At 38.9% G+C, this 21,070-nt stretch carries 21 protein-coding genes; 6 read left to right on the plus strand and 15 right to left on the minus strand.

Annotation, left to right across the window (positions count from 1 at the left end):
• Positions 1 to 103: 103 nt before the first annotated feature.
• The 5 genes from AC1M87_RS03675 to AC1M87_RS03695 all read left to right on the plus strand — a co-directional run bounded on the left by AC1M87_RS03675 (position 104) and on the right by AC1M87_RS03695 (position 4,336).
• Positions 104 to 1,654, plus strand: coding sequence for a circularly permuted type 2 ATP-grasp protein (locus AC1M87_RS03675; protein ID WP_481592977.1), 1,551 nt, complete (start codon positions 104 to 106; stop codon positions 1,652 to 1,654).
• A gap of 21 nt (positions 1,655 to 1,675) precedes the next feature.
• Positions 1,676 to 2,278 carry an alpha-E domain-containing protein gene (locus AC1M87_RS03680; RefSeq protein ID WP_092766170.1) on the plus strand — a complete coding sequence of 201 codons (603 nt, stop codon included), beginning with the start codon at positions 1,676 to 1,678 and terminating at the stop codon, positions 2,276 to 2,278.
• Positions 2,275 to 3,054 (plus strand): transglutaminase family protein, encoded by a 780-nt coding sequence (locus AC1M87_RS03685; RefSeq protein ID WP_092766171.1) that lies wholly within the window; start codon positions 2,275 to 2,277, stop codon positions 3,052 to 3,054. The genes AC1M87_RS03680 and AC1M87_RS03685 overlap by 4 nt, the downstream gene beginning before the upstream one ends.
• 25 nt (positions 3,055 to 3,079) lie before the next feature.
• On the plus strand, positions 3,080 to 3,814 hold the full coding sequence (locus tag AC1M87_RS03690) for a proteasome-type protease (RefSeq protein ID WP_035267625.1): 735 nt from the start codon (positions 3,080 to 3,082) through the stop codon (positions 3,812 to 3,814).
• A gap of 78 nt (positions 3,815 to 3,892) precedes the next feature.
• A complete protein-coding gene (locus AC1M87_RS03695; protein ID WP_092766172.1) occupies positions 3,893 to 4,336 on the plus strand; it encodes a BLUF domain-containing protein in 444 nt (147 codons plus the stop codon).
• Positions 4,337 to 4,360: 24 nt separating this feature from the next.
• Here AC1M87_RS03695 and alr read toward each other — a convergent pair whose 3' ends face one another.
• From alr to ppsA, 12 genes are all read right to left on the minus strand, one after another.
• Complete coding sequence (gene alr, locus AC1M87_RS03700; protein WP_481592978.1) at positions 4,361 to 5,431, minus strand: alanine racemase; 1,071 nt, start codon at positions 5,429 to 5,431, stop codon at positions 4,361 to 4,363.
• Between the two features lie 111 nt (positions 5,432 to 5,542).
• Positions 5,543 to 6,988 (minus strand): replicative DNA helicase, encoded by a 1,446-nt coding sequence (gene dnaB, locus AC1M87_RS03705; RefSeq protein WP_035267619.1) that lies wholly within the window; start codon positions 6,986 to 6,988, stop codon positions 5,543 to 5,545.
• Between the two features lie 203 nt (positions 6,989 to 7,191).
• Positions 7,192 to 7,638, minus strand: a complete 447-nt coding sequence (gene rplI / locus AC1M87_RS03710; RefSeq protein WP_035267617.1) for a 50S ribosomal protein L9 — start codon at positions 7,636 to 7,638, stop codon at positions 7,192 to 7,194.
• A 9-nt stretch (positions 7,639 to 7,647) separates the two neighbouring features.
• Entirely contained in the window at positions 7,648 to 7,875 is a 228-nt protein-coding gene (gene rpsR, locus AC1M87_RS03715; RefSeq protein WP_004719336.1) for a 30S ribosomal protein S18, read from the minus strand.
• An 11-nt stretch (positions 7,876 to 7,886) separates the two neighbouring features.
• A complete protein-coding gene (gene rpsF, locus AC1M87_RS03720; protein WP_035267614.1) occupies positions 7,887 to 8,273 on the minus strand; it encodes a 30S ribosomal protein S6 in 387 nt (128 codons plus the stop codon).
• 304 nt (positions 8,274 to 8,577) lie between these two features.
• Positions 8,578 to 9,456, minus strand: coding sequence for a heme o synthase (gene cyoE, locus AC1M87_RS03725; protein WP_035267056.1), 879 nt, complete (start codon positions 9,454 to 9,456; stop codon positions 8,578 to 8,580).
• A gap of 10 nt (positions 9,457 to 9,466) precedes the next feature.
• Positions 9,467 to 9,799, minus strand: coding sequence for a cytochrome o ubiquinol oxidase subunit IV (cyoD, locus tag AC1M87_RS03730; RefSeq protein WP_171076771.1), 333 nt, complete (start codon positions 9,797 to 9,799; stop codon positions 9,467 to 9,469).
• Positions 9,796 to 10,413, minus strand: a complete 618-nt coding sequence (cyoC, locus tag AC1M87_RS03735; protein WP_035267060.1) for a cytochrome o ubiquinol oxidase subunit III — start codon at positions 10,411 to 10,413, stop codon at positions 9,796 to 9,798. The genes cyoD and cyoC overlap by 4 nt, the downstream gene beginning before the upstream one ends.
• A gap of 4 nt (positions 10,414 to 10,417) precedes the next feature.
• On the minus strand, positions 10,418 to 12,406 hold the full coding sequence (gene cyoB / locus AC1M87_RS03740; protein ID WP_481592979.1) for a cytochrome o ubiquinol oxidase subunit I: 1,989 nt from the start codon (positions 12,404 to 12,406) through the stop codon (positions 10,418 to 10,420).
• 3 nt (positions 12,407 to 12,409) lie between these two features.
• Complete coding sequence (cyoA, locus tag AC1M87_RS03745; protein ID WP_481592980.1) at positions 12,410 to 13,474, minus strand: ubiquinol oxidase subunit II; 1,065 nt, start codon at positions 13,472 to 13,474, stop codon at positions 12,410 to 12,412.
• 289 nt (positions 13,475 to 13,763) lie between these two features.
• Positions 13,764 to 14,525 (minus strand): RDD family protein, encoded by a 762-nt coding sequence (locus tag AC1M87_RS03750; protein ID WP_092766178.1) that lies wholly within the window; start codon positions 14,523 to 14,525, stop codon positions 13,764 to 13,766.
• An 80-nt stretch (positions 14,526 to 14,605) separates the two neighbouring features.
• A complete protein-coding gene (gene ppsA / locus AC1M87_RS03755) occupies positions 14,606 to 16,984 on the minus strand; it encodes a phosphoenolpyruvate synthase (RefSeq protein WP_035267067.1) in 2,379 nt (792 codons plus the stop codon).
• Between the two features lie 155 nt (positions 16,985 to 17,139).
• Between ppsA and ppsR the strand changes: the two genes are divergently transcribed.
• Positions 17,140 to 17,976, plus strand: coding sequence for a posphoenolpyruvate synthetase regulatory kinase/phosphorylase PpsR (gene ppsR / locus AC1M87_RS03760; RefSeq protein WP_035267069.1), 837 nt, complete (start codon positions 17,140 to 17,142; stop codon positions 17,974 to 17,976).
• A gap of 168 nt (positions 17,977 to 18,144) precedes the next feature.
• Here ppsR and AC1M87_RS03765 read toward each other — a convergent pair whose 3' ends face one another.
• From AC1M87_RS03765 to AC1M87_RS03775, 3 genes are all read right to left on the minus strand, one after another.
• Positions 18,145 to 18,702, minus strand: coding sequence for an NAD(P)/FAD-dependent oxidoreductase (locus tag AC1M87_RS03765; protein WP_092766179.1), 558 nt, complete (start codon positions 18,700 to 18,702; stop codon positions 18,145 to 18,147).
• Positions 18,703 to 18,722: 20 nt separating this feature from the next.
• Positions 18,723 to 19,652 carry a ferritin-like domain-containing protein gene (locus AC1M87_RS03770; RefSeq protein WP_180027641.1) on the minus strand — a complete coding sequence of 310 codons (930 nt, stop codon included), beginning with the start codon at positions 19,650 to 19,652 and terminating at the stop codon, positions 18,723 to 18,725.
• A 289-nt stretch (positions 19,653 to 19,941) separates the two neighbouring features.
• The gene (locus AC1M87_RS03775; protein WP_481586991.1) at positions 19,942 to 20,946 is read right to left on the minus strand and encodes an LLM class flavin-dependent oxidoreductase; all 1,005 of its coding nucleotides are present in this window, start codon (positions 20,944 to 20,946) and stop codon (positions 19,942 to 19,944) included.
• Between the last annotated feature and the right edge of the window lie 124 nt (positions 20,947 to 21,070).

Here is a 21,070-nt window from a genome sequence, read left to right on the forward strand (position 1 = left end):
TTGTGAATGCTTCAAAAATGGGGCATTAATAGATGAATAGGTAAATTTTTGGCATTGAAATTGCTTAATTTTGTTTACAATTGATAACAATTAAGAGGTATGTATGCTAAAAGAGGAAAAAGATACCACTTCAATTCTCGCAAATTTTAAGGCTGATCATACCGTCGAAGCTTTTGAAAAATCTATGCAGATCGAAGTTAAACAAAACAGCACTGCGTACTTGTTCGATCAACTTAAATCTGAATTTTATAATGAACTTTTAGATGATAAAACGATTGGCTTAGAGGCATCTAGCAAAATCGAAAATTGGTTATGTGAAAGAAGCTTGGATGAGCTGAAATCATTAAATCATCAAGCGAAGGAACATTTCCTCTATCAGGGCATTACATTTACAGTCTATGGTGGTGCTGAGGGTACAGATCGTATTATTCCTTATGACTTAATTCCACGTGTAATTGCCAAACAACAATGGCACAAAATAGAGCAAGGCTGTGCACAAAGGGTGCAAGCATTGAACTTTTTTTTAGATGATATTTACCATAATCAGGCGATTTTAAAAGATGGTTTAGTGCCTGAGCTGCAAGTGCTCACTCATGAGGCATACCAACCATTGATGTATAAACATTCATTGAAAGGTAAAGTTTATAGTCAAATTAGCGGAATCGACATTATTCGTGATCAGCAAGGTGACTTCTTCGTACTAGAAGACAATTTAAGAACACCATCAGGCGTGTCTTATATGTTGGAAAGTCGAAAAATTAGTGAAAAAATGATGCCCGAACTTTGTAAGTCATCAAATTTACAAGGTGTAGAGCAATATCCTCAACTTTTAAGACAAATACTCGAGGAAAATGCTGAAGTAGATAAACCATTTATCGTGGTGCTTACACCCGGCCGATATAACAGTGCATATTATGAGCATTGTTTCCTCGCACGTGAGATGGATGTTCCTCTAGTTACAGGTCAGGATTTATTCGTTGAAAATGCTAAGGTCTATGCCAAAACCGTTTGGGGTAAAAAACAAGTCGATATAATTTACCGACGCCTAGATGATGGATTTCTTGATCCATTGTGTTTTATGCCAGACAGTACATTAGGTGTACCTGGCCTAATGTCTGCTTACTTACAACACAATGTCGTGATTGCGAATGCGCCTGGCACGGGGGTAGCAGATGACAAATCAATCTATCCTTATGTCGATAAAATGATTAATTACTATCTAAACCAGAAGCCAATTTTAAATAACGTACCGACTTACCAATGTCGTGAACGTGAAGAACTCGATTATGTACTTTGTAATTTAGAAAAGTTAGTGGTTAAAGAGGCGCAAGGTTCAGGCGGTTATGGCATGTTAATTGGTCCTAAAGCGACCGAACAAGAAATTGAACAATTTAGATTAAAGTTAATTGCACAGCCGCATGCTTACATTGCACAACCAACTTTAGCGCTTTCAGTCGCTCCCACTTTAACTGAATTCGGCATCGCTGAACGCCATATTGATTTAAGACCGTTTATTTTAAGTTCACCGTATCGTACAGAAATCGTGCCGGGAGGTTTAACCCGAGTTGCGATGCAAGAAGGGTCATTAGTTGTAAATTCGTCACAGGGTGGTGGCATTAAAGATACGTGGGTTATAGATCCGCTACATTCATAAATATACAACCAGGAGCTTGTCATGATTATATTAAACAGCAATGCGCAAAATATTTACTGGGTTGGCCGTTATTTATCTCGTATTCAACATTTATGTGGTCAGTTTCCATTTCAAGATGATGTTCAAGCATTGCAGTATGCCCATGCTTTTTGCTTACCTGCTTTTAATGCGTGTTCGCTCAATGAGCTGATTCTGAGTAATGATCAGCCAGCTTCTTTTTTTCAACAATTTGAATATGTGAAAAATAATATTCAAGATTTACGTGGTGTATTGTCAGTTCAGGCTTATTCAGAATTAAAACAGATGGTGGATACAGCGACACAAAATGCAGGATTAATTTGTACTGTTGTTGATGAGTGTAGCGATATTCTAGAAGCTGAAAATGAAGACATTTTTCTGTTTTTTAGTCTAGGACAATATTTCGAAAATCTTGATCGTGAAATAAGATTGAATCAGGATGTTAATTCTACAATCAATTCTTTAAGTGTTGTGATTGAACTGTTGAAGTCTAAAGGATGGGACAGCTTAGATGAGGCTTGGCAACATCTTTTAGCGCATCCAAATGCTAATAGCTTTTACCAATTGAATGATCAGGTGCAATGTTTATTTGAGGTGGATGCATGAAATTGATGATTAATCATCAAACCCATTATCAATATACGGAAACGGCAAAAAATAGTATCCAATATATACGAATGTGTCCTCAATGTAATGCTCACCAAAAAGTAGATGCTTGGTCAGTGAGTATTCCTGGTCATACGGTCGAAGCAAAAGATGCCTTTAATAATATTTGGATCACTTCGACTCAACGCTATGCATATCAAAATTTAAGTATTATGGCGCAGGGCATTATTGAAATCGATACAGTTTCAGAACAAGCTATTGAGTCAGAAGTGCCAGTCGGTATTTTTCTACAAATTACCCCAGCGACTCAATGTGATGCTGAAATGAAAGCTTTTGCAGCTCAGCATGTGAGTAAAAAGACTCGTGATGAATTAAAACATTTAAGTTATGCATTGCTTGAGCATATGCCATATATTTCAGATTCTACTCAAGTGAATACTACGGCAATAGATGCATTCCATCATCAACAAGGGGTATGTCAGGATCATACTCATGTATTTGTAGGTATGTGTAGAGAGTTAAATATTCCTGCGCGTTATGTTTCTGGATATCTTTACGTTCCAGAAATGAGTCATTTGGCGAGCCATGCTTGGGCTGAAGCTTATATAGATGGAGTTTGGTATACATTTGATGTTAGCAATCAGCTCTATACGCCAAGTTCACACATTTATATTGCATTAGGGCGTGATTATTGGGACGTTGCACCTATCAGAGGTGTGCGAGAGGCTGGTGGCGTGGAGAGTATGACGACCATCGTTCAGGTATTACCGTGTTAGAACAAAATTTAGAAGAGAGATTTCAATGACCTATTGTTGTGCTATGCGTTTACGTGATGGCTTAATTTGTATCAGTGACACGCGAACAAATGCAGGTGTAGATCATATCTCTGTCTTTCGTAAACTCTATCTTTTCGGTGTTGAGGGTGAGCGTTTTATCAGTATACAAACTGCGGGTAATTTGGCGACGACACAAGCCGTTATAGGACATTTACAGAATCAGCTAGATTTAAAACACGAACCTAATTTGTATAGTGTGAATAGCATGTTCGAGATGGCTGAATTGGTTGGTCATACTTTAAAGCGTGTCATTATGGATGTGACTACTGATCAACTAGAGCAAAGTAATTATCACTGTACGATTTTACTTTCTGGTCAAATTCAAGGGGAGGATATTCAGTTATATAATATTTATCCTCAGGGTAATTTTATCAATGCGACGTCAGATACGCCCTTTTTTCAGATTGGGGAAAGTAAATACGGTAAACCAATTTTAGATCGTGCATTAAATTACAATACTGAATTAGATGAAGCATTAAGATGCGGTTTAATTTCATTTGATTCAACCCTTAGATCTAATGTTTCTGTGGGCTTACCACTAGATGCATGTATTTATAAAAAAGATAGTTTTGCAATTCCATTGTCTAAACGTATTCATGATGATGATCCATATTTCTCATCAATTAGTAAACTTTGGTCAGATACTTTGCGTCAAGGATTGAACGGTTTGCCACGGCCAACAGAAGACTATTGGCAATAATTTTGCTTTATGATTGAGTTTAGATTAAATTGAGTTGCATTGAATATTAAATCATTACTATAAAAATTAGGGGAAGCAATGCAACAGTTCAGTTATGCGAGTGTGTCGACTGCAGATGCAAGTCGCTTATTGATTGATGTTCGTGAAATCTTGAATGAAGCCCGTCATTTCAATTTTGAGCATAAAATTTCTGGAGCGCTATATTATGCAGATGGGCACTATTTTCAATGTCTAGAGGGTGATGAAACCACACTAGATATATTGTTGCAAAAGCTTCACAAGGATAAACGCCATCATCAAATTCGCCTATTCCAGCGAAAAAATATTGAAAAAAAACAATTTCAAGAATGGTCTATGAAGTTTGTAGGACGACAAAGTCCAGTGAAGCAGGCTTTAATAGATATGGGATTTAGTCAATTTACGCCTACACAGTTTACACAAGATCAAGCTGATTATTTAATTCGATTTTTGACACGCGCTCAGGATACGGATTTTAATGAACTACAACGTAATGCTGTTTAGCATTACGTTGATTTAATTTGCTCATTACATTTTGAGACGCTTCGGACGTTGGCTTAATCGACATAACAACTCATAACCAATCGTACCATTCGCTTCAGCAACATCATCCACTAAACGATGTTTACCCCATAATTCTACTGGATCACCAATTTTCGCGTTGAGATCAGTGACATCTATGGCAATCATATCCATGGCAACTCTGCCAATCACTGGGGTTAATTGACCATCTAGTGAAACCGAATTCTCACGAATAAAAGTTCTTGGATACCCATCACCATATCCGATCGAGACAATTGCTAATTGCATAGGTCGCTGTGCAACAAAGGTTGAGCCATAACCTACAGCTTCACCTGATTGAATGGCATTAAGTGCAATAATCTCAGCACTGAATGTCATGACAGGTTTTAAATCTAGAGCGTGGACGCCACGATCTGCAAATGGCGTTGCGCCGTACAGCATAATACCAGGACGAACATAGTCAAAATGCAATTCAGGGTATTTATAAATTGCTGCTGAATTACAACACGAAGCTAAAATTGGTGCACAATCTTGTTTTACTTCAAGAAATTGAGATATTTGTTGTTCATTTAAAGGGTGATCAACATCTGCATTAGCAAAATGCATTGCAAGTACACAGGTAAAACCTTCATTTTTTAATTGATGAATAATCGATTTGATTACATCAATTTTGAAGCCTAAGCGGTTCATTCCGCTATTTAGTTTAACCCATACTTTTAGATTTCGGGCGATATAAGCATCTTTAACTTGCAACAACCACTGCAGTTGTTGATGATGATGAACGATTACTTCAATATGTTGGTCAATCGCAATTTGCATTTCATCTTCAGAAAAAACACCTTCAATTAATGTGATAGATTGTTTAAAACCTAATTCACGTATTTCAAGTGCTTCTTCTAAACATGCAACGCCAAAAGCATCAGACTGGCTCAATGCGGCTAAACAGTCTGAAACGCCATGACCATAAGCATTTGCCTTCACCATACTTACAACTTTAGAGTTTGGTGCAATTTGTTTCACGCGATTTAAATTGTATTGCAATGCGTGTGTGTCAATACAAACCGTTGCTTGGCGCACTCTAATTTACTCCTAGAGGCATGTGGAAAGGTTAAATCTTTTAAAATAAAAAAAGATAATTGTGGTCAGATCAATTCGTGGGTTCTCAACTACGAATTTATCAAAGCAAAATTACTCTTCTTCTTGGTTTTGCGCATAATATTCAGGTGATAGATTACTGAAACGCGTATATTGACCTTCAAAAGCGAGTCGAACGGTACCAATTGGACCATTACGTTGTTTACCGATAATGATTTCGGCAGTTCCTGCCTCTTTAGATTCTTTGTTATATACCTCATCACGGTAAATGAACATGATCAAATCGGCATCCTGCTCAATTGCTCCTGATTCACGTAAGTCTGACATCACAGGACGTTTATTTGGACGGTTTTCGAGTGAGCGGTTAAGCTGCGAAAGTGCAATCACAGGGCAATGCATCTCTTTCGCCAATGCTTTCAAGCTTCGAGAAATTTCACCAATTTCACCCACACGGTTATCACCCATACCTGGTACTTTCATTAACTGCAGGTAATCGACCATGATGCAACCCAGTTTACCACCGTGTTGTTTGGCTATACGTCTTGCACGTGCGCGCATTTCAGTCGGTGGAAGGGCAGAAGAATCATCAATATAGAGATGCTTCTCTTGCAGTTGAAGAATCGTTCCTGTGACCTTGTTCCATTCTTCGCCATCTAATTTGCCAGATCGCAAATGTCCTTGATGCACTTTACCAAACGAGGAAATTAAACGCATGGCAATAGAGTCAGCAGGCATCTCCATGGAGAATACGAGAGCAGGAAGGTTGCAATTGAATAGCACACTTTCGACTAAATTCATTGCGAAAGTTGTTTTACCCATTGATGGACGGGCAGCAACGACGATCATATCTCCAGCTTGCATACCTGATGTTTTATTATCAAGCTCCACAAATCCTGTGGTAAGACCTGTAATATTCCCATCAAGTTGTGATAATTCGTTGAGTTTATCGAATACATCTGCGACAACGGTATTAATTGCTTTTGGTCCTTGAGCTTTAGCATTGTTATTGTGTTGTTCAGCCAAAGAAAAGATACTGGTCTCTGCTAAATCTAAAATTTCACTGACTTCTCGGCCTTTCGTGTCATAAGCATTTTGTAGAATTTCATTACCAACTTTGATCATATTTCTCAAAGTTGCAAATTCACGTATTTTATTGGCATAAGTTTCAAGGTTATAAAAGCTTGATGGAGAATCCGCCATCAATTGCATTAAATATTCTTCACCACCAATCGCATCAAGCAGGTTCTGTTTGATTAACCAATCATTGACCAATACGGCATCATAAGGTGAACTTTCTTTAGAAAGTTTTTCAATTGCTCTAAAAATATATTTATGTCGAGTCGCGTAAAAATCATTCTCGGTTAATATATCGCTGACCTGTTCGAATGACTCAGCTACTGTCATGAGTGCGGCAAGAACAGCCTGTTCAATAGCAAGATTGTGCGGAGGCGTACGAAACTCTTTGAGTGCTGAAGATTCGCTCTTTAGCAAATCTAACTCAGTGTTATTCGTATTTTTTTTGGCAGTCGCCTGAGACATATAAAACCTTGATTTACAATAATTACGAAAATGAAAAGGGGAGACTTATCTTAATGCAAAATGCACAATCAAGACAGTGCAACAAATAATATCGATAACAAATGAAAAACTAAGTCCAAATTTCAGCTTGCTAAATAAAATTTTATAATTATTAGGGATAAAAAAAGAGCATGCAGATGCATGCTCTTTTTCTTTGCATAAAATTACTCAGATACGATAGTAACGAGAACTTCAGCAACAACATCATGGTGCAATTGGATTGCGATGTTGAATTCGCCAGTGTGACGAAGTGCACCGTTCGGTAAACGAACTTCAGCACGGTCAACTTCAAGACCAGCATTTGTCAACGCGTCAGCGATGTCACGAGTACCGATAGAACCAAATAGTTTACCTTCGTCACCAGCTTTCGCAGTGATTACGATATTTACTTCGTTCAATTGGTCAGCACGTGCTTGAGCAGCAGCTAGTACTTCAGCTTCTTGCTTCTCAAGTTCAGCACGACGAGCTTCAAATGCAGCAGTGTTAGCTTCAGTAGCAGCAACTGCTTTACCTTGAGGGATTAAGTAGTTGCGGCCGTAACCAGCTTTAACTGAAACTTTATCACCTAATTTGCCAAGGTTCTTAATGCGTTGTAATAAGATAATATCCACAGCTCAACCTCACTTATGATTGTCAGTGTAAGGAATCAACGCTAAGTAGCGAGCTTGTTTGATAGCAAGAGCTAATTGACGTTGGTAACGAGCTTTAGTACCTGTAATACGGCTAGGAACAATCTTGCCGTTTTCAGTGATGTACTGTTTTAAAGTATCGATATCTTTATAGTCGATATATGTAACGTTCTCAGCTGTAAAGCGGCAGAACTTACGACGACGGTAGAAACGTGCCATTGATGTTCTCCTTATGCTTCAGCAGAGTCTTGAGCTTGTTGTGCTTCTTCACGTTGAGCTTTACGCGCACGTTTTTCTTCAGCACTCTTAGCCAATAAAGACTCTTCAGTGATTGCGTTTTCACGACGAATAATAACGTTACGAAGAATAGCATCGTTGTAACGGAATAATTCTTCTAATTCATTAAGCGTAGTTTGGTTACATTCAACGTTCATTAAAATGTAGTGCGCTTTGTGAATTTTGTTAATTGGGTAAGCCAATTGGCGACGGCCCCAATCTTCAAGACGGTGAATTTGACCTTCAGCATCTTTAATGTGAGAGATATAGCGTTCTACCATACCTACCACTTGATCGCTTTGGTCTGGATGTACCAGAATTACGATTTCGTAGTGACGCATTGTCAGCTCCTTACGGTTTTATGCAGCCCCTAACGCATTTGTTAGAAGCAAGGAGTCACAAATAAATTTTATTGGTTTCAAAAAAACTTAATGTGTCGCAAAAAATGCGAAGCTGTATTGTAAGGATGTCGGCAGGGGATTACAAGAAAAATAAAGCAAAATATAACGACGAAGAAAATAAATTGGAATATTTAATTTTGAAAATTAACTTACTTTTAGAAAGTATTTGAAGGTAGTGTTGAGTATAGATATTTATAGACTGCTTAAAGCGAAGATAAAAAAAAGATAGAGGCTTCTCTATCTTTTAAAAAATGACAAGATTGTTTATTGGTGCAGTAGCAGTAAAACTAAAGCAAATACTAATAATCGTAATTAGGAGAACAGAGAATAAAAAATATTTCTTTGCCCATAATTGATCATTTTCAGCTTTAAATCCAATGATATTTAAATATAGCCAATAAACAGTCAATACATTGAGAATTATACAATAAAGCCAATTTGCATAGCCAAATACAAATAAAGCGTTCATTGAGATTGCAAATAGCACAATGTAAATCAGCGATTCGATCTTGGTGCGAACAATCGAGCGCGCAACAGGAAGAATCGGAATACCCGCATTTTTGTAATCATCAAAACGATAAATTGCAATTCCCCATGAGTGAGGCATTTGCCAAAATGCATAACCCAAGAAAATGAGTAGCGCACCTAAATCGAATTGATTCGCGACCGCTGTATATCCAATGACAGGGGGGGCTGCACCAGAAATACTACCGACCACAGTTTGGTGGATCGTTGTTCGTTTTGTCCATAAGCTGTAAAAACCAACATATACGACAAAACCAATAACTGCGAATAAAAAAGCGTACGCATTTACCCAAAACCATAAAATGCCAAAACCGAGTATGCCTAACAGCAAAGCAAAAGCTAATGCAATTTGAACAGAAATGGTTTTCTTAACTAACGCACGATTTTGTGTGCGCTGCATTTTTTGGTCGATGTCTTGATCAATAACGTTATTGACCACACATCCAGATGCAACTACGAGGGTAGTGCCAATGAGGGTAAGAAGCAGGAGAAGGAAATCTACTGAACCTTGGGTGGCTACAAAGTAGCCACCCAAAGTGGTAACAAAGTTACCAAAGAGAATTCCTGGCTTAGTCAGGAATAAGTACTTTTTAAACATGACAATCAGTTTAGATCATCATGTTTGAATGTAAGTAGTTCATGATCCATACAGAACCAACTAAAAGAACAGCAATAGTTAGAATTGTATAGATAAATGCAATCACGTTCCAACGTTGCTCTGAAGATGAGTTCATGTGCAAGAAGTAAACTAATTGTACAAGTACCTGAGCAACAGCTGTAATACCGATAACAGCAATAATTGCACCACGGCTGAAGCTATCAGTATTCATTGCCATGTAGAATGGAACTACAGTCAATAAAACAGAAAGTACAAAACCGATTGTGTATTGCTTTACGTTACCGTGTGATGCACCAGCAGCATTATGATCATGACTCATTATAATACTCCCATTAAGTACACTACGCTGAATACGCAGATCCATACGATGTCAAGGAAGTGCCAGAACAAGCTTAGGCAAGCAAGACGACGAGTATTGATTGTAGTCAAACCATATTTTTTGATTTGAATCATCAACACGATCATCCATACCAAACCAGAAGTTACGTGAATACCGTGCGTACCAACTAAAGTAAAGAACGCAGATAAGAACGCACTCACGCTTGGTCCATGACCAGCATGAACTAAATGATTAAATTCATAAAGTTCCATGCCGATAAAGATTGCACCGAATACAAATGTAACTGCTAACCAAGCTAGAACTTGACCAACATTTTTCTTGTAAGAAGCAAGTACCGCAAAACCAAATGTCACTGATGAAATCAAAAGTGCGAAAGTTTCAGTTAAAACGAAACCTAAAGAATCTGCAAAAAGATCCTTTGCACTTGGAGTGCCAGGTGGAATATGACTGCTTAATACAGCGAACGCGATGAAGAGTGTACCGAATAAAATCAAGTCACTCATCAAGTAAGTCCAAAAACCAAAGACCGTGATGTCTGTATCATCGTGATGATGTTCATCATGCTCGTGGTTTTCGTGATGAAGTACTTCAGCCATATCCTTAGTCCTTCTTCAAGTGTTTTTCGAGTAACGCATAACGTTCGTTTTCAATACGTTCTACTTCAGCAGCTGGAACATAGTAATCCACTTTTTTCGTGAATGAGCTCCAGATAAAGCCGATGATTGCAGAAACGAAAGAAACAATCGCTAACCACCAAATGTGCCAGATAAGTGCAAAGCCCATAACAGTGATGATCAGTGCAATAAGTACACCCGCAGCACGATTAGTTGGCATATGAACATCTTCATATTTAGCAGGACGTGCGTAAGCTACACCATTTTCTTTGTCAGTCCAGAAGCGGTCGATACCGTTCGCTTGAGGCAATACTGCAAAGTTATAGAATGGAGCTGGAGATGAAGTCGCCCATTCAAGCGTACGTGCATCCCATGGATCGCCTGTAACGTCACGAGTTTGTTCGCGTTGTAAGAATCCAACAATGATTTGTATGATGAAACAAGCAATACCAATTGCGATTAATACAGCACCGAATAATGCGATACCAACATATGGATCCCAGTCTGGGTTGTCATACGAGTTTAAACGACGAGTCATACCCATGAAACCTAGGATATACAATGGCATGAACGCGAAGTAGAAACCGAAGAACCAGAACCAGAAGCATGCTTTGCCCCAGAATTCACTTAACTGCCAACCGAACATTTTCGGCCAGTAGAAAGTAATACCAGCAAACATACCAAATACAACACCACCAATAATTACGTTATGGAAGTGAGCGATTAAGAATAGTGAGTTGTGTACAAGGAAGTCCGCAGGTGGAACCGCCATAAGTACACCAGTCATACCACCGATACCGAAAGTCACTAAGAAGCCAACTGTCCAGTACATAGGTGATGTGAAGGTAATACGACCCTTATACATTGTGAATAACCAAGAGAAGATTTTCACACCTGTAGGAATCGCGATAATCATGGTCATGATACCGAAGAACGCGTTAACGTTGGCACCTGAACCCATTGTAAAGAAGTGGTGTAACCATACTACGAATGCAAGAACTGTAATCGCGATCGTTGCATATACCATTGATTTGTAACCAAACAATGTCTTACGAGAGAATACAGAAGTAATCTCAGAGAATAGACCGAATGCAGGTAGGATCAAGATATAAACTTCTGGGTGACCCCATGTCCAAATCAAGTTTACATACAACATTGGGCTACCACCCATGTCATTTGTAAAGAAGTGGAAACCGAAATAACGGTCAAGCGTTAACATTGCAATTGTTGCAGTCAACACTGGGAATGATGCGATGATCAATACTGAAGTACATAAAGATGTCCACGTAAAGATCGGCATATCCATAAGACCCATGCCAGGAGCACGCATTTTAATGATGGTAACGAAGAAGTTAACACCAGTAAGAAGTGTTCCAAGACCAGAGATCTGAAGTGCCCAGATATAGTAGTCAACACCAACACCAGGAGAGTATTCGATACCTGAAAGAGGAGGGTAAGCCATCCAACCAGTTGCAGCAAACTCACCAAGCGCAAGAGAAACCATCATCAAACCAGCAGCACCAGCGAATAACCAGAAGCTTAAAGAGTTTAATAATGGGAATGCTACGTCACGCGCACCAATTTGTAGTGGAACAGAAATGTTCATCATACCCACTACAAGACCCATCGCTACGAAGAAAATCATGATTACACCGTGTGCGGTGAAAATCTGGTCGTAGTGTTCAGGGTGCAGATAGCCTTCGCCGCCGCCTTTTGCAAGGAACAATTGAAGACGCATCATAATCGCATCCGCGAAACCACGTAATAACATGATCACAGAAACGATAAGGTACATAATACCAATTTTTTTATGGTCTACAGATGTGAACCATTCGTTCCACAAGTAGCCCCATTTTTTGAAATAAGTGATACCGGCAAATACTGCAATACCACCTAAAATCATCATTAACACTGTTACCTGTACGATTGGATCGTACGGGATAGCATCTACACTTAACTTACCTAAGAAGCTCATGTCTTATTCCCCTACAACTGAAGAAGCAGGTTCAGCATTTACATCAGCAGCTACAGCATGACCTTCAGCTTTAGCTGAGTGATCCGCACCGTGGTAGTTTGCCATGTATTTGTTGATAATTGATTCAAACAAGCCTTTTTCAACAGAAGAGTAGTAAGTCACAGGATGAGGATGTGCCTTATATGGACCTTCTTTTTGAGCAATTTCAGCTTGTTGCTTCTCTAGATCGGTTTTAGCGTTACGAACCATCGCAGCGATTTGTTTCTCTGAACGGTTACCATCACGCAAGGTTGCAAATTCAGCTTGGTCTAAAACTGTTTTTTGAACAGCTTCAGGGTTAATTGAAGTACCGTTACCAGCTTTTACTGCAGACACCCATTCAGCGAACTTAGCTTCTGAAACAGAATGAGCTTGGAAGCGCATTTGTGTGAAACCATAGCCTGAATAGTTCGAAGAGAAACCACGGTATATACCTTCATTATCCGCAAGGACGTGAAGTTGAGTTTGCATACCCGCCATTGCATAAATCTGACCAGCTAACTGAGGAATGAAGAAAGAGTTCATTGTGAAGTTAGAGGTGATATTGAAATTAATCGGAGTTTTTTCTGGGAAACGAACTTCGTTAACTGTTGCAATTTCTTGTTCAGGGTAAACAAAAACCCATTTAAACTGTTCAGCAATAACTTGAATAGTTAAATGTGATTTCTCTGATTCTAGCGGACGATAAGGGTCATACTTGTGTGAGCCCCACCATGTTAAATACGCTAAAATACCAATAATAATACACGGGATACCCCACACTACGATTTCAATAATAGTAGAGTGTGCCCATGTAGGTTTATAGTCTGCATCTTTATTTGACGCACGATATTTCCAACTAAACCATAAAGCCATCAATGCTGATGGAATTACTACCAATAGCATGAGGTAGATCGCAGTCATCATAAGATCAGACTGACCTTGTGCTACTGGACCTTTTGAGTTTAGAAGTACCATATCACCGCCACACCCTGTTAAGAGCACGGCAAGCGTTGATAAAGACAATACAGCTAAAATTGTTTGTCTCATTTTACAACCTCGGTGAAGAGTCCCATTCCCTAATAAAATTATGGGATAGCGATTATAGTGTTACATGATTGAAAAACAGAAAATTACATTTACTGAATTTCAGTCATATGACACCGCTACGTTGTAGGGCATTATGCCCTATAACGACCAACTAAGCTATATGTAAAGTGCCTTTAAATATAAGGATTAAACCCAATTTGTTTGGTCGGAATTGGTTGAAGAATTGATTACTTTTGATGTGAAAACAGAGGCAAAACAACGGGGAGCATTTGCTCCCCTAAGATAAAAATTATCGTTTTATGACTTTAGTCTTTGCTAATTTATCGTGCAAAGTTTGTCTTTTTTGACTTAGACCGAAGGCATGATCAATGATGGTAATGAATGGCATAAAGAGTAAATTCAATACAATAAAAATCACACTACGCAATGTGAATGCGCGCATTAAGTTTACTTGCTGTCCATTTTCAGCATCAACAATTTGAATTTTTGCTACTTTTTTACCTAAACTTTGACCACTTTTCGCAATTAAAAATGCTTGAGCAGCTAGCATTAATACAATGTAAACCAACATTGCTTGCCAAGCTTCCATTGGAATCAGTGTAAATAACTGTTCCTGTAATTTGATTGCTTGATCTGATGAGCTAGCATTCTGCATTTTTTGCTGAAGTTCAGTCAATTGAGCAACTTGTTCTTCCTGCATAAAGAATGAAGGAATCACCATGGCAGGCAACCACAGCGCCAGATCAACGAGTTTAGCTAAAAATCGTGATCCAATTGAGGCAAGTTCTTGCTGTGCAGTATTCTTTTGAACATTGACACTCGAAATTGAAGGATTTGAATAGCTTTGTTGTGCTGGTGGAGTGGGTTGATAGCCTTCAGGTTGGTAATATAATTTTCCTTGAGTGAGTTCACCTAAAGCTTTCCATTCAGTCATACCTTGATGCCAGACCAAGTCTGTGAGTAAAACTTGTTGGCTCGAGAGCATTTGATTTAACTGCTCTACCGTATACGGTCCAGCTTGTTGATTATTTCTCGCCAAGTAAATTTGCATAAACCTAATTTCTCAAAAATTACTAAAAATAATGGGGTAAAAAAAAGACCCATGAATGGGTCTTTTTTTAACATAGTTTATTAAGCTTGTTTAGTCTTTTCTTCAGATAAGAAGAACCATGTATCTAAAACTGAGTCTGGGTTGAGTGAAACAGATTCGATACCTTGTTCCATTAACCAACGAGCAAGATCTGGGTGGTCTGATGGTCCTTGACCACAAATACCCACATATTTACCTGCCTTACGACATGCATGAATCGCCATTGAAAGAAGTGCTTTTACTGCTGGATCGCGTTCATCAAATAAATGAGAAACGATGCCTGAGTCACGGTCAAGACCAAGCGTTAACTGAGTTAAGTCATTTGAACCGATTGAGAAGCCATCAAAATGCTCTAAGAATTGTTCAGCAAGTAGAGCATTAGTTGGTAATTCACACATCATGATCACTTTAAGACCATTTTCGCCACGTTTTAAGCCATTTGCAGCAAGAAGTTCAATAACACGTTTTGCTTCAGCGACTGTGCGGACGAATGGGATCATGATTTGAATGTTAGTTAGACCCATTTCATCACGAACTTTCTTCAATGCACGGCATTCTAATTCGAAGCAGTCACGGAAGTTGTCAGAAACATAACGGCTTGCACCACGGAAGCCCAACATCGGGTTTTCTTCTTCAGGTTCGTATAACTTACCACCGATTAAGTTCGCATATTCATTTGATTTGAAGTCTGACATACGTACGATGACAGGTTTATCAGCAAATGCAGCAGCAAGTGTAGAAATACCTTCAACGAGTTTTTCAACGTAGAATTCAATCGGTGAAGAGTAACCTGCAGTACGGGTCATCACAGCTGCACGTGTTTCGCGAGGTAAGCTGTCAATATTGAGTAATGCTTTAGGGTGAACACCAATCATACGGTTGATGATGAACTCTAGACGTGCGAGACCAATACCTTCGTTTGGAATTTGAGCGAAGTCAAATGCACGATCAGGGTTACCAACGTTCATCATGATTTTGAACGGAAGTGTTGGCATAGATTCAATCGAGTTACGTTGAACTTCGAAATCTAAAGCGCCTTCGTAAATGAAACCTGTATCGCCTTCAGCACATGAAACAGTTACTTCTTGACCATCAACAAGTACTTCTGTTGCGTTACCACATCCAACAATCGCTGGAACACCGAGTTCACGTGCAATAATCGCGGCATGACAAGTACGACCACCACGGTTTGTAACGATCGCAGCAGCACGTTTCATAACTGGTTCCCAATCAGGATCGGTCATGTCAGAAACAAGAACGTCGCCATCTTGGACTTTGTCCATCTCTTTGATTGAATTAACAATACGGACTTTACCAGAACCGATACGTTGACCGATTGAGCGACCTTCACAAAGAACTGTACCTTTTTGTTTTAATAGGTAGCGTTCCATTGTGCCGACATTCTCACGGCTTTTCACAGTTTCAGGACGTGCTTGAACGATGTAAATTTGACCGTCATCACCGTCTTTCGCCCATTCGATATCCATTGGCGCACCATAGTGTTGCTCAATGATTAACGCTTGCTTAGCAAGTTCTTGTAATTCTTGATCATTTAAAGCAAATTGTTGGCGTTCAGTTTTTTCAACATCCACAACAACAACTGATTTACCTGCAGAGCCTTCTTCACCGTAGATCATTTTTTGGTGCTTAGAGCCGAGGTTACGACGCAATACTGCGTGTTTACCGGCATTTAAAAGTGGCTTAGATAAATAGAATTCATCAGGGTTTACAGCGCCTTGAACGACCATTTCGCCTAAACCGTAAGATGCAGTAATGAATACAACGTCACGGAAACCAGATTCAGTGTCCAGTGTAAACATTACACCAGCAGCACCAGTCTCTGAACGAACCATACGTTGCACACCAGCAGAAAGAGCAACGATGTCATGATCGAAGTTTTGGTGTACACGGTAAGCAATTGCGCGGTCGTTATAAAGTGAAGCAAAAACTTCTTTAATCGCGATTAAGACGTTATCAATACCGCGGATGTTTAGGAAAGTCTCTTGTTGTCCTGCAAAAGATGCGTCTGGTAAATCTTCTGCAGTCGCAGATGAACGAACGGCAACCGCGATCTCAGGGTTGCCGTTAGAAAGAGTTGCGAATGCATCACGAACTTCTTTTTCAAGTGCTGGAGTAAGCGGAGTATCAACGATCCATTGACGGATTTTAGCACCAGTTTCAGCAAGTGCATTTACGTCGTCAACATTGAGTTGTTTGAGCTCGGCTGAAATTTTGGCATTTAGACCACTTTGCTCAAGGAATTCACGGTAAGCTGCAGCAGTTGTTGCAAAACCACCTGGAACTGATACACCAGCATTTGCTAAATGGCTGATCATTTCGCCTAGAGATGAGTTTTTACCGCCCACGATTTCTACGTCGTGTTTACCTAATTTTTCCAGACCGATTACGCGTGCTTCCAAAGTTGTTACTCCACTTTTGCAGTATTAATCACTATCTTGGCATGATATTTTTCTGTGAAAACTTAGCAAACTTTCATTACTAAGCGACAGTCATGTAAGATCGGTTTACTATAAAGATTATATAGTACTTAGACAAATATTTGAGGATTAATTTAATGGCAGAAAGTAAAGATATTAAACGAAGTGTTTTTTTTATTTCCGATGGTACTGCCATTACGGCTGAAACACTCGGGCATTCTTTATTGGCTCAATTTCCTCATGTCGATTTTGATATTCATATCATTCCGTATATCACTACAGAAGAAGCCGCAATGAACGTCGTTGCAGAGATTAACGCGCGCGCAGAGTCTGATGGCCAACAACCTCTTGTCTTTGATACTCTTGTGGATCCCTATGTTCGGGATATCATCAATACGGCAAATGCGGTTAATTTAGATGTGTTTGAAGGGTTAATTAGTAAGCTATCTGAGGTGCTTGGAACAGCCCCTACAACTTTAGTCGGACAAACGCATGCTGTGACTGATTCTGAGTCTTATAAGGCACGTATTGATGCTGTACATTTCGCGCTGGATAATGATGATGGTGCACGTACAAGACACTATGATAAAGCAGACTTAATTTTGATTGGAGTTTCGCGTTCTGGTAAAACACCGACCTCAATTTATTTGTCATTACAATTTGGTATTCGAGTTGCGAACTATCCGTTAACTGAAGAAGATTTGGATGACAACCGTTTGCCAGCAGTTTTACGTCCACATAAGCATAAATTGTTTGGATTAATGATTGATGCTGATCGTTTGGTGGCAATTCGATCTGAACGCAAAGCCAACAGTCGTTATGCAAGTTTTAGCCAATGTCAGATGGAATTGCGTGCAATCGAAGGTATTTATATTTCTGAAGGGATTAAATATCTAAATGTTTCAGAAATGTCGATTGAAGAAATCTCAACACGAGTATTGCAAATGACAGGCTTGAAACGCCGGATTGGTTAAATCTGTAAATCTAATTTAATAAAAAAGAAGCACTAGCTGTGCTTCTTTTTTATTAAGAGATTAATCGTCATAAATACTCATAAAATTCAAAAATTATATAATTCAAGTGTCTATAATTTCATCATAAAATGTCATTTAGATTCGCATTTATCTACAAAATGATGATCACTATTCGTACGTTGTAATAATAATATCTACTAAGTGTTCGATTCCTTCCATACTTTGAACGGCATTTTCAGTAATTTTCACGACTGGCCATGTGATCAATTTACAGTTTTCTCGCTGTAAGGCGTTGTAATAATGATCGGATTTAAAAAATATTTTTTGCGACGAAGCTGGATTTGGCATCAATTGTCTTTTTAACCAAGTATCTGAAATCTGAGAATCTAAATATCGTATTGCCAAAGTCGTCTTAATTCGCTGATTAAATAATCGTTTATTTTTAGCGATGAGGGGATGAGCAATAATTTTTTGAATCCCTTTTTCAGTGTGTGGCAAAACGAAATGAGGTGTCATTTGAAATACTTTGACGAATAGCGCATTTTGACAAACCACATCTAAATGTGAAACTGACATTTGATTGGCACCAATAATCGCGACCTTTAATCCTGAAAAATCGGTTTGTTTGATGTCCTCAGCTGAGATAATTTTTCCTTTAAAGTTGGAAAAATACTCAGCTTCATTATGAAAGAACGAATCCGTGTGGGCTTTATTCCTTTTTTTCATTTCTGTACCTAATTATTGTTTTAGTGGGTTGCTTTTGGTTCTGCAGTTAATTCATATATCCAAGAAGGGATTTTAGGTAAAGATTTTTCTGGAATCTTATCAGTCATTTTTACCATGGTGTCGACAGGGATATGAAACCATTTATTACGTCGGTTCATGGCACTTCGTGCATGGAAGTTAATAATTTGATACCAAGGATTACGACGACCTTCTGCAGTACGTCCACCTATTCGAGCAAATTTGTGCATCGCTGCATAGAGCTTTTCTTCTGGCAGACCTAGTTTAATCACATTATCACGCATTTTATTAATGAGTGGTAAGTAGGCAAGAATACCAAGTAATAAACGTGGATCTACAACTCGCGCAGCCATTTTAGAAAGCTCAATAAAGGTTTTATTGTAGCCTTGATCCTCCATGACACTAAATCCAACACCTAAATGACGAGCTTCATCGCCATTAATCAGTTTAAAAGCTTGATGGCAAACTGGGTCTTCTACAGTATCCAATAGGAATGTACAAAGTGCACCATCAAGAGCGACTTCCAGCATCGGAATGACAGCACCTAGAATATAGAAGGGCATTTCATCAGCATAAGTGTCGAGCCATTCGATAATCAGTCTTAAATTTTTATTGGGTTTAGGAATATCGCCTTCAAGCATACCCCATCTTTTCATCAGTGCCATTTCGGCATTGGCGTGACGCTGTTCCTCAGCGTGGAAAATGGCATACATTTCGCGAAGCGTATCTGTCGGTGCTTTTTTTGACATCGCAGAAAATGCACGAGCACCTACATGTTCGATCCACATTAGATCAGCCATAAAATCTTTAAGCTTGGGCCACTGTTCTGCGGTGACTAATTCTTTGCCAGGAGCATCCCAGTCAATATCCGAGAGTGTCCATTGAGTATGTTTTACTTTATCCAACATTTTTTCTAAGTCGATAGAGGCCATGTTATACATCCGTATTTATTTTTTAATCATGAAATTTTATCGCTTAAAAATGTGATGTGTTTTGCAGAAGTGCTTATTTTAGTTTGATATAAAATGCCAAATTTTAAGTATTTGATTGTGAATAATTAATATTATTGGTTAAAAGAATTGTTTCATTGGAATAGTCTTTTAGGGACATTTGATGTCATTTATTGCCAATAGTTGTTTGACAAACTCAAGAAATGAAAGAGTAATTAATTATAGATTTGAAATCAAAACCATTACTCAATCATTTCAGGATTTTTTTGATCTAAGCATTTTGCTTAATTTGCATTAAATACTCAAAGTTTTGAATGCGTTTGTCTGTATCGTAGATATCACAGGTAAAAATAAACTCATCTACATCATAAGGCACCAGTAGTTGTTCAAGACCTTGTTTCACTGTTTCTGGTGATCCGATTTGAGCCATTGCGTAAAAATTGTCAACTGACATCTTTTCTGGAGCAGACCAAATTCCATCCATTGATTTAACTGGAGGTTTGAGTTTTAAGCTTTGCCCACGCATTAAGCCTAATACACGTTGATAAGCGCTAGTAGCCAAGTATTCAGCTTCTTCATCAGTATCAGCTACAACAGTTGGAACGCCCATAGATACATAAGGACGATCCAAATATTCAGAAGGTTCGAAGTTTTCTCTGTAAAGTTGAATCGCTTGACCCAGCATACGAGGGGCAAAGTGAGAAGCAAAAGAATAAGGTAAGCCAAGTTTAGCTGCCAATTGTGCGCTAAATAAGCTAGAACCTAACAGCCATACGGGAACATGTGTTCCTTGACCTGGTGTCGCTTTGATTCTCTGATGTGGCGATGGTTCCCCCAAATAGCTCAAAATTTCGAGCACGTCTTGTGGAAATTGATCTTCAGTCTCTTGACGACCTCGGCGTAAGGCACGCATGGTCAATTGATCTGTACCTGGTGCGCGTCCTAGTCCGAGCTCAACTCGATCCGGATAAAGCGTTGCTAGTGTTCCAAATTGTTCTGCTACAACAAGTGGTGCATGATTAGGCAACATGATTCCGCCAGAACCTACTTTTAAAGAGGAGGTGTTAGCAAGGATATAGCCTAATAACACAGCTGTAGCTGAGCTAGCGATACCATCCATATTATGGTGCTCTGCAAGCCACAGTCGTTTAAAACCCAATTGTTCGATTTTTTGTGCTAACTCCAAAGCATGCTGTAGTGAAAAAGCAATCGTTTTATCATCACGTACAGGAGCGAGTTCCAATACTGAAAACTCGATATCTTTTAAGCTTCGCATAACTTTCTACTCTTTTGAACACTCATAAAGATGTTAATACGAACTTGAGTATTTGTATATTGAAAAAAAACGATATAAGTGTAAATAAAAAAGCGCTCTAAGTTGAGCGCTTGAATTCTAAGAG

This window comes from Acinetobacter sp. 24-47-62, assembly GCF_056779765.1.

Coding starts and splice junctions, on each gene's coding strand:
- AC1M87_RS03675 (WP_481592977.1), top strand. CDS start 104: ATGCTAAAAGAGGAAAAAGATACCACTTCAATTCTCGCAAATTTTAAG.
- AC1M87_RS03680 (WP_092766170.1), top strand. CDS start 1,676: ATGATTATATTAAACAGCAATGCGCAAAATATTTACTGGGTTGGCCGT.
- AC1M87_RS03685 (WP_092766171.1), top strand. CDS start 2,275: ATGAAATTGATGATTAATCATCAAACCCATTATCAATATACGGAAACG.
- AC1M87_RS03690 (WP_035267625.1), top strand. CDS start 3,080: ATGACCTATTGTTGTGCTATGCGTTTACGTGATGGCTTAATTTGTATC.
- AC1M87_RS03695 (WP_092766172.1), top strand. CDS start 3,893: ATGCAACAGTTCAGTTATGCGAGTGTGTCGACTGCAGATGCAAGTCGC.
- dnaB (WP_035267619.1), bottom strand. CDS start 6,988: ATGTCTCAGGCGACTGCCAAAAAAAATACGAATAACACTGAGTTAGAT.
- rpsR (WP_004719336.1), bottom strand. CDS start 7,875: ATGGCACGTTTCTACCGTCGTCGTAAGTTCTGCCGCTTTACAGCTGAG.
- rpsF (WP_035267614.1), bottom strand. CDS start 8,273: ATGCGTCACTACGAAATCGTAATTCTGGTACATCCAGACCAAAGCGAT.
- cyoE (WP_035267056.1), bottom strand. CDS start 9,456: ATGTTTAAAAAGTACTTATTCCTGACTAAGCCAGGAATTCTCTTTGGT.
- cyoC (WP_035267060.1), bottom strand. CDS start 10,413: ATGGCTGAAGTACTTCATCACGAAAACCACGAGCATGATGAACATCAT.
- cyoB (WP_481592979.1), bottom strand. CDS start 12,406: ATGAGCTTCTTAGGTAAGTTAAGTGTAGATGCTATCCCGTACGATCCA.
- cyoA (WP_481592980.1), bottom strand. CDS start 13,474: ATGAGACAAACAATTTTAGCTGTATTGTCTTTATCAACGCTTGCCGTG.
- AC1M87_RS03750 (WP_092766178.1), bottom strand. CDS start 14,525: ATGCAAATTTACTTGGCGAGAAATAATCAACAAGCTGGACCGTATACG.
- ppsR (WP_035267069.1), top strand. CDS start 17,140: ATGGCAGAAAGTAAAGATATTAAACGAAGTGTTTTTTTTATTTCCGAT.
- AC1M87_RS03765 (WP_092766179.1), bottom strand. CDS start 18,702: ATGAAAAAAAGGAATAAAGCCCACACGGATTCGTTCTTTCATAATGAA.
- AC1M87_RS03770 (WP_180027641.1), bottom strand. CDS start 19,652: ATGGCCTCTATCGACTTAGAAAAAATGTTGGATAAAGTAAAACATACT.
- AC1M87_RS03775 (WP_481586991.1), bottom strand. CDS start 20,946: ATGCGAAGCTTAAAAGATATCGAGTTTTCAGTATTGGAACTCGCTCCT.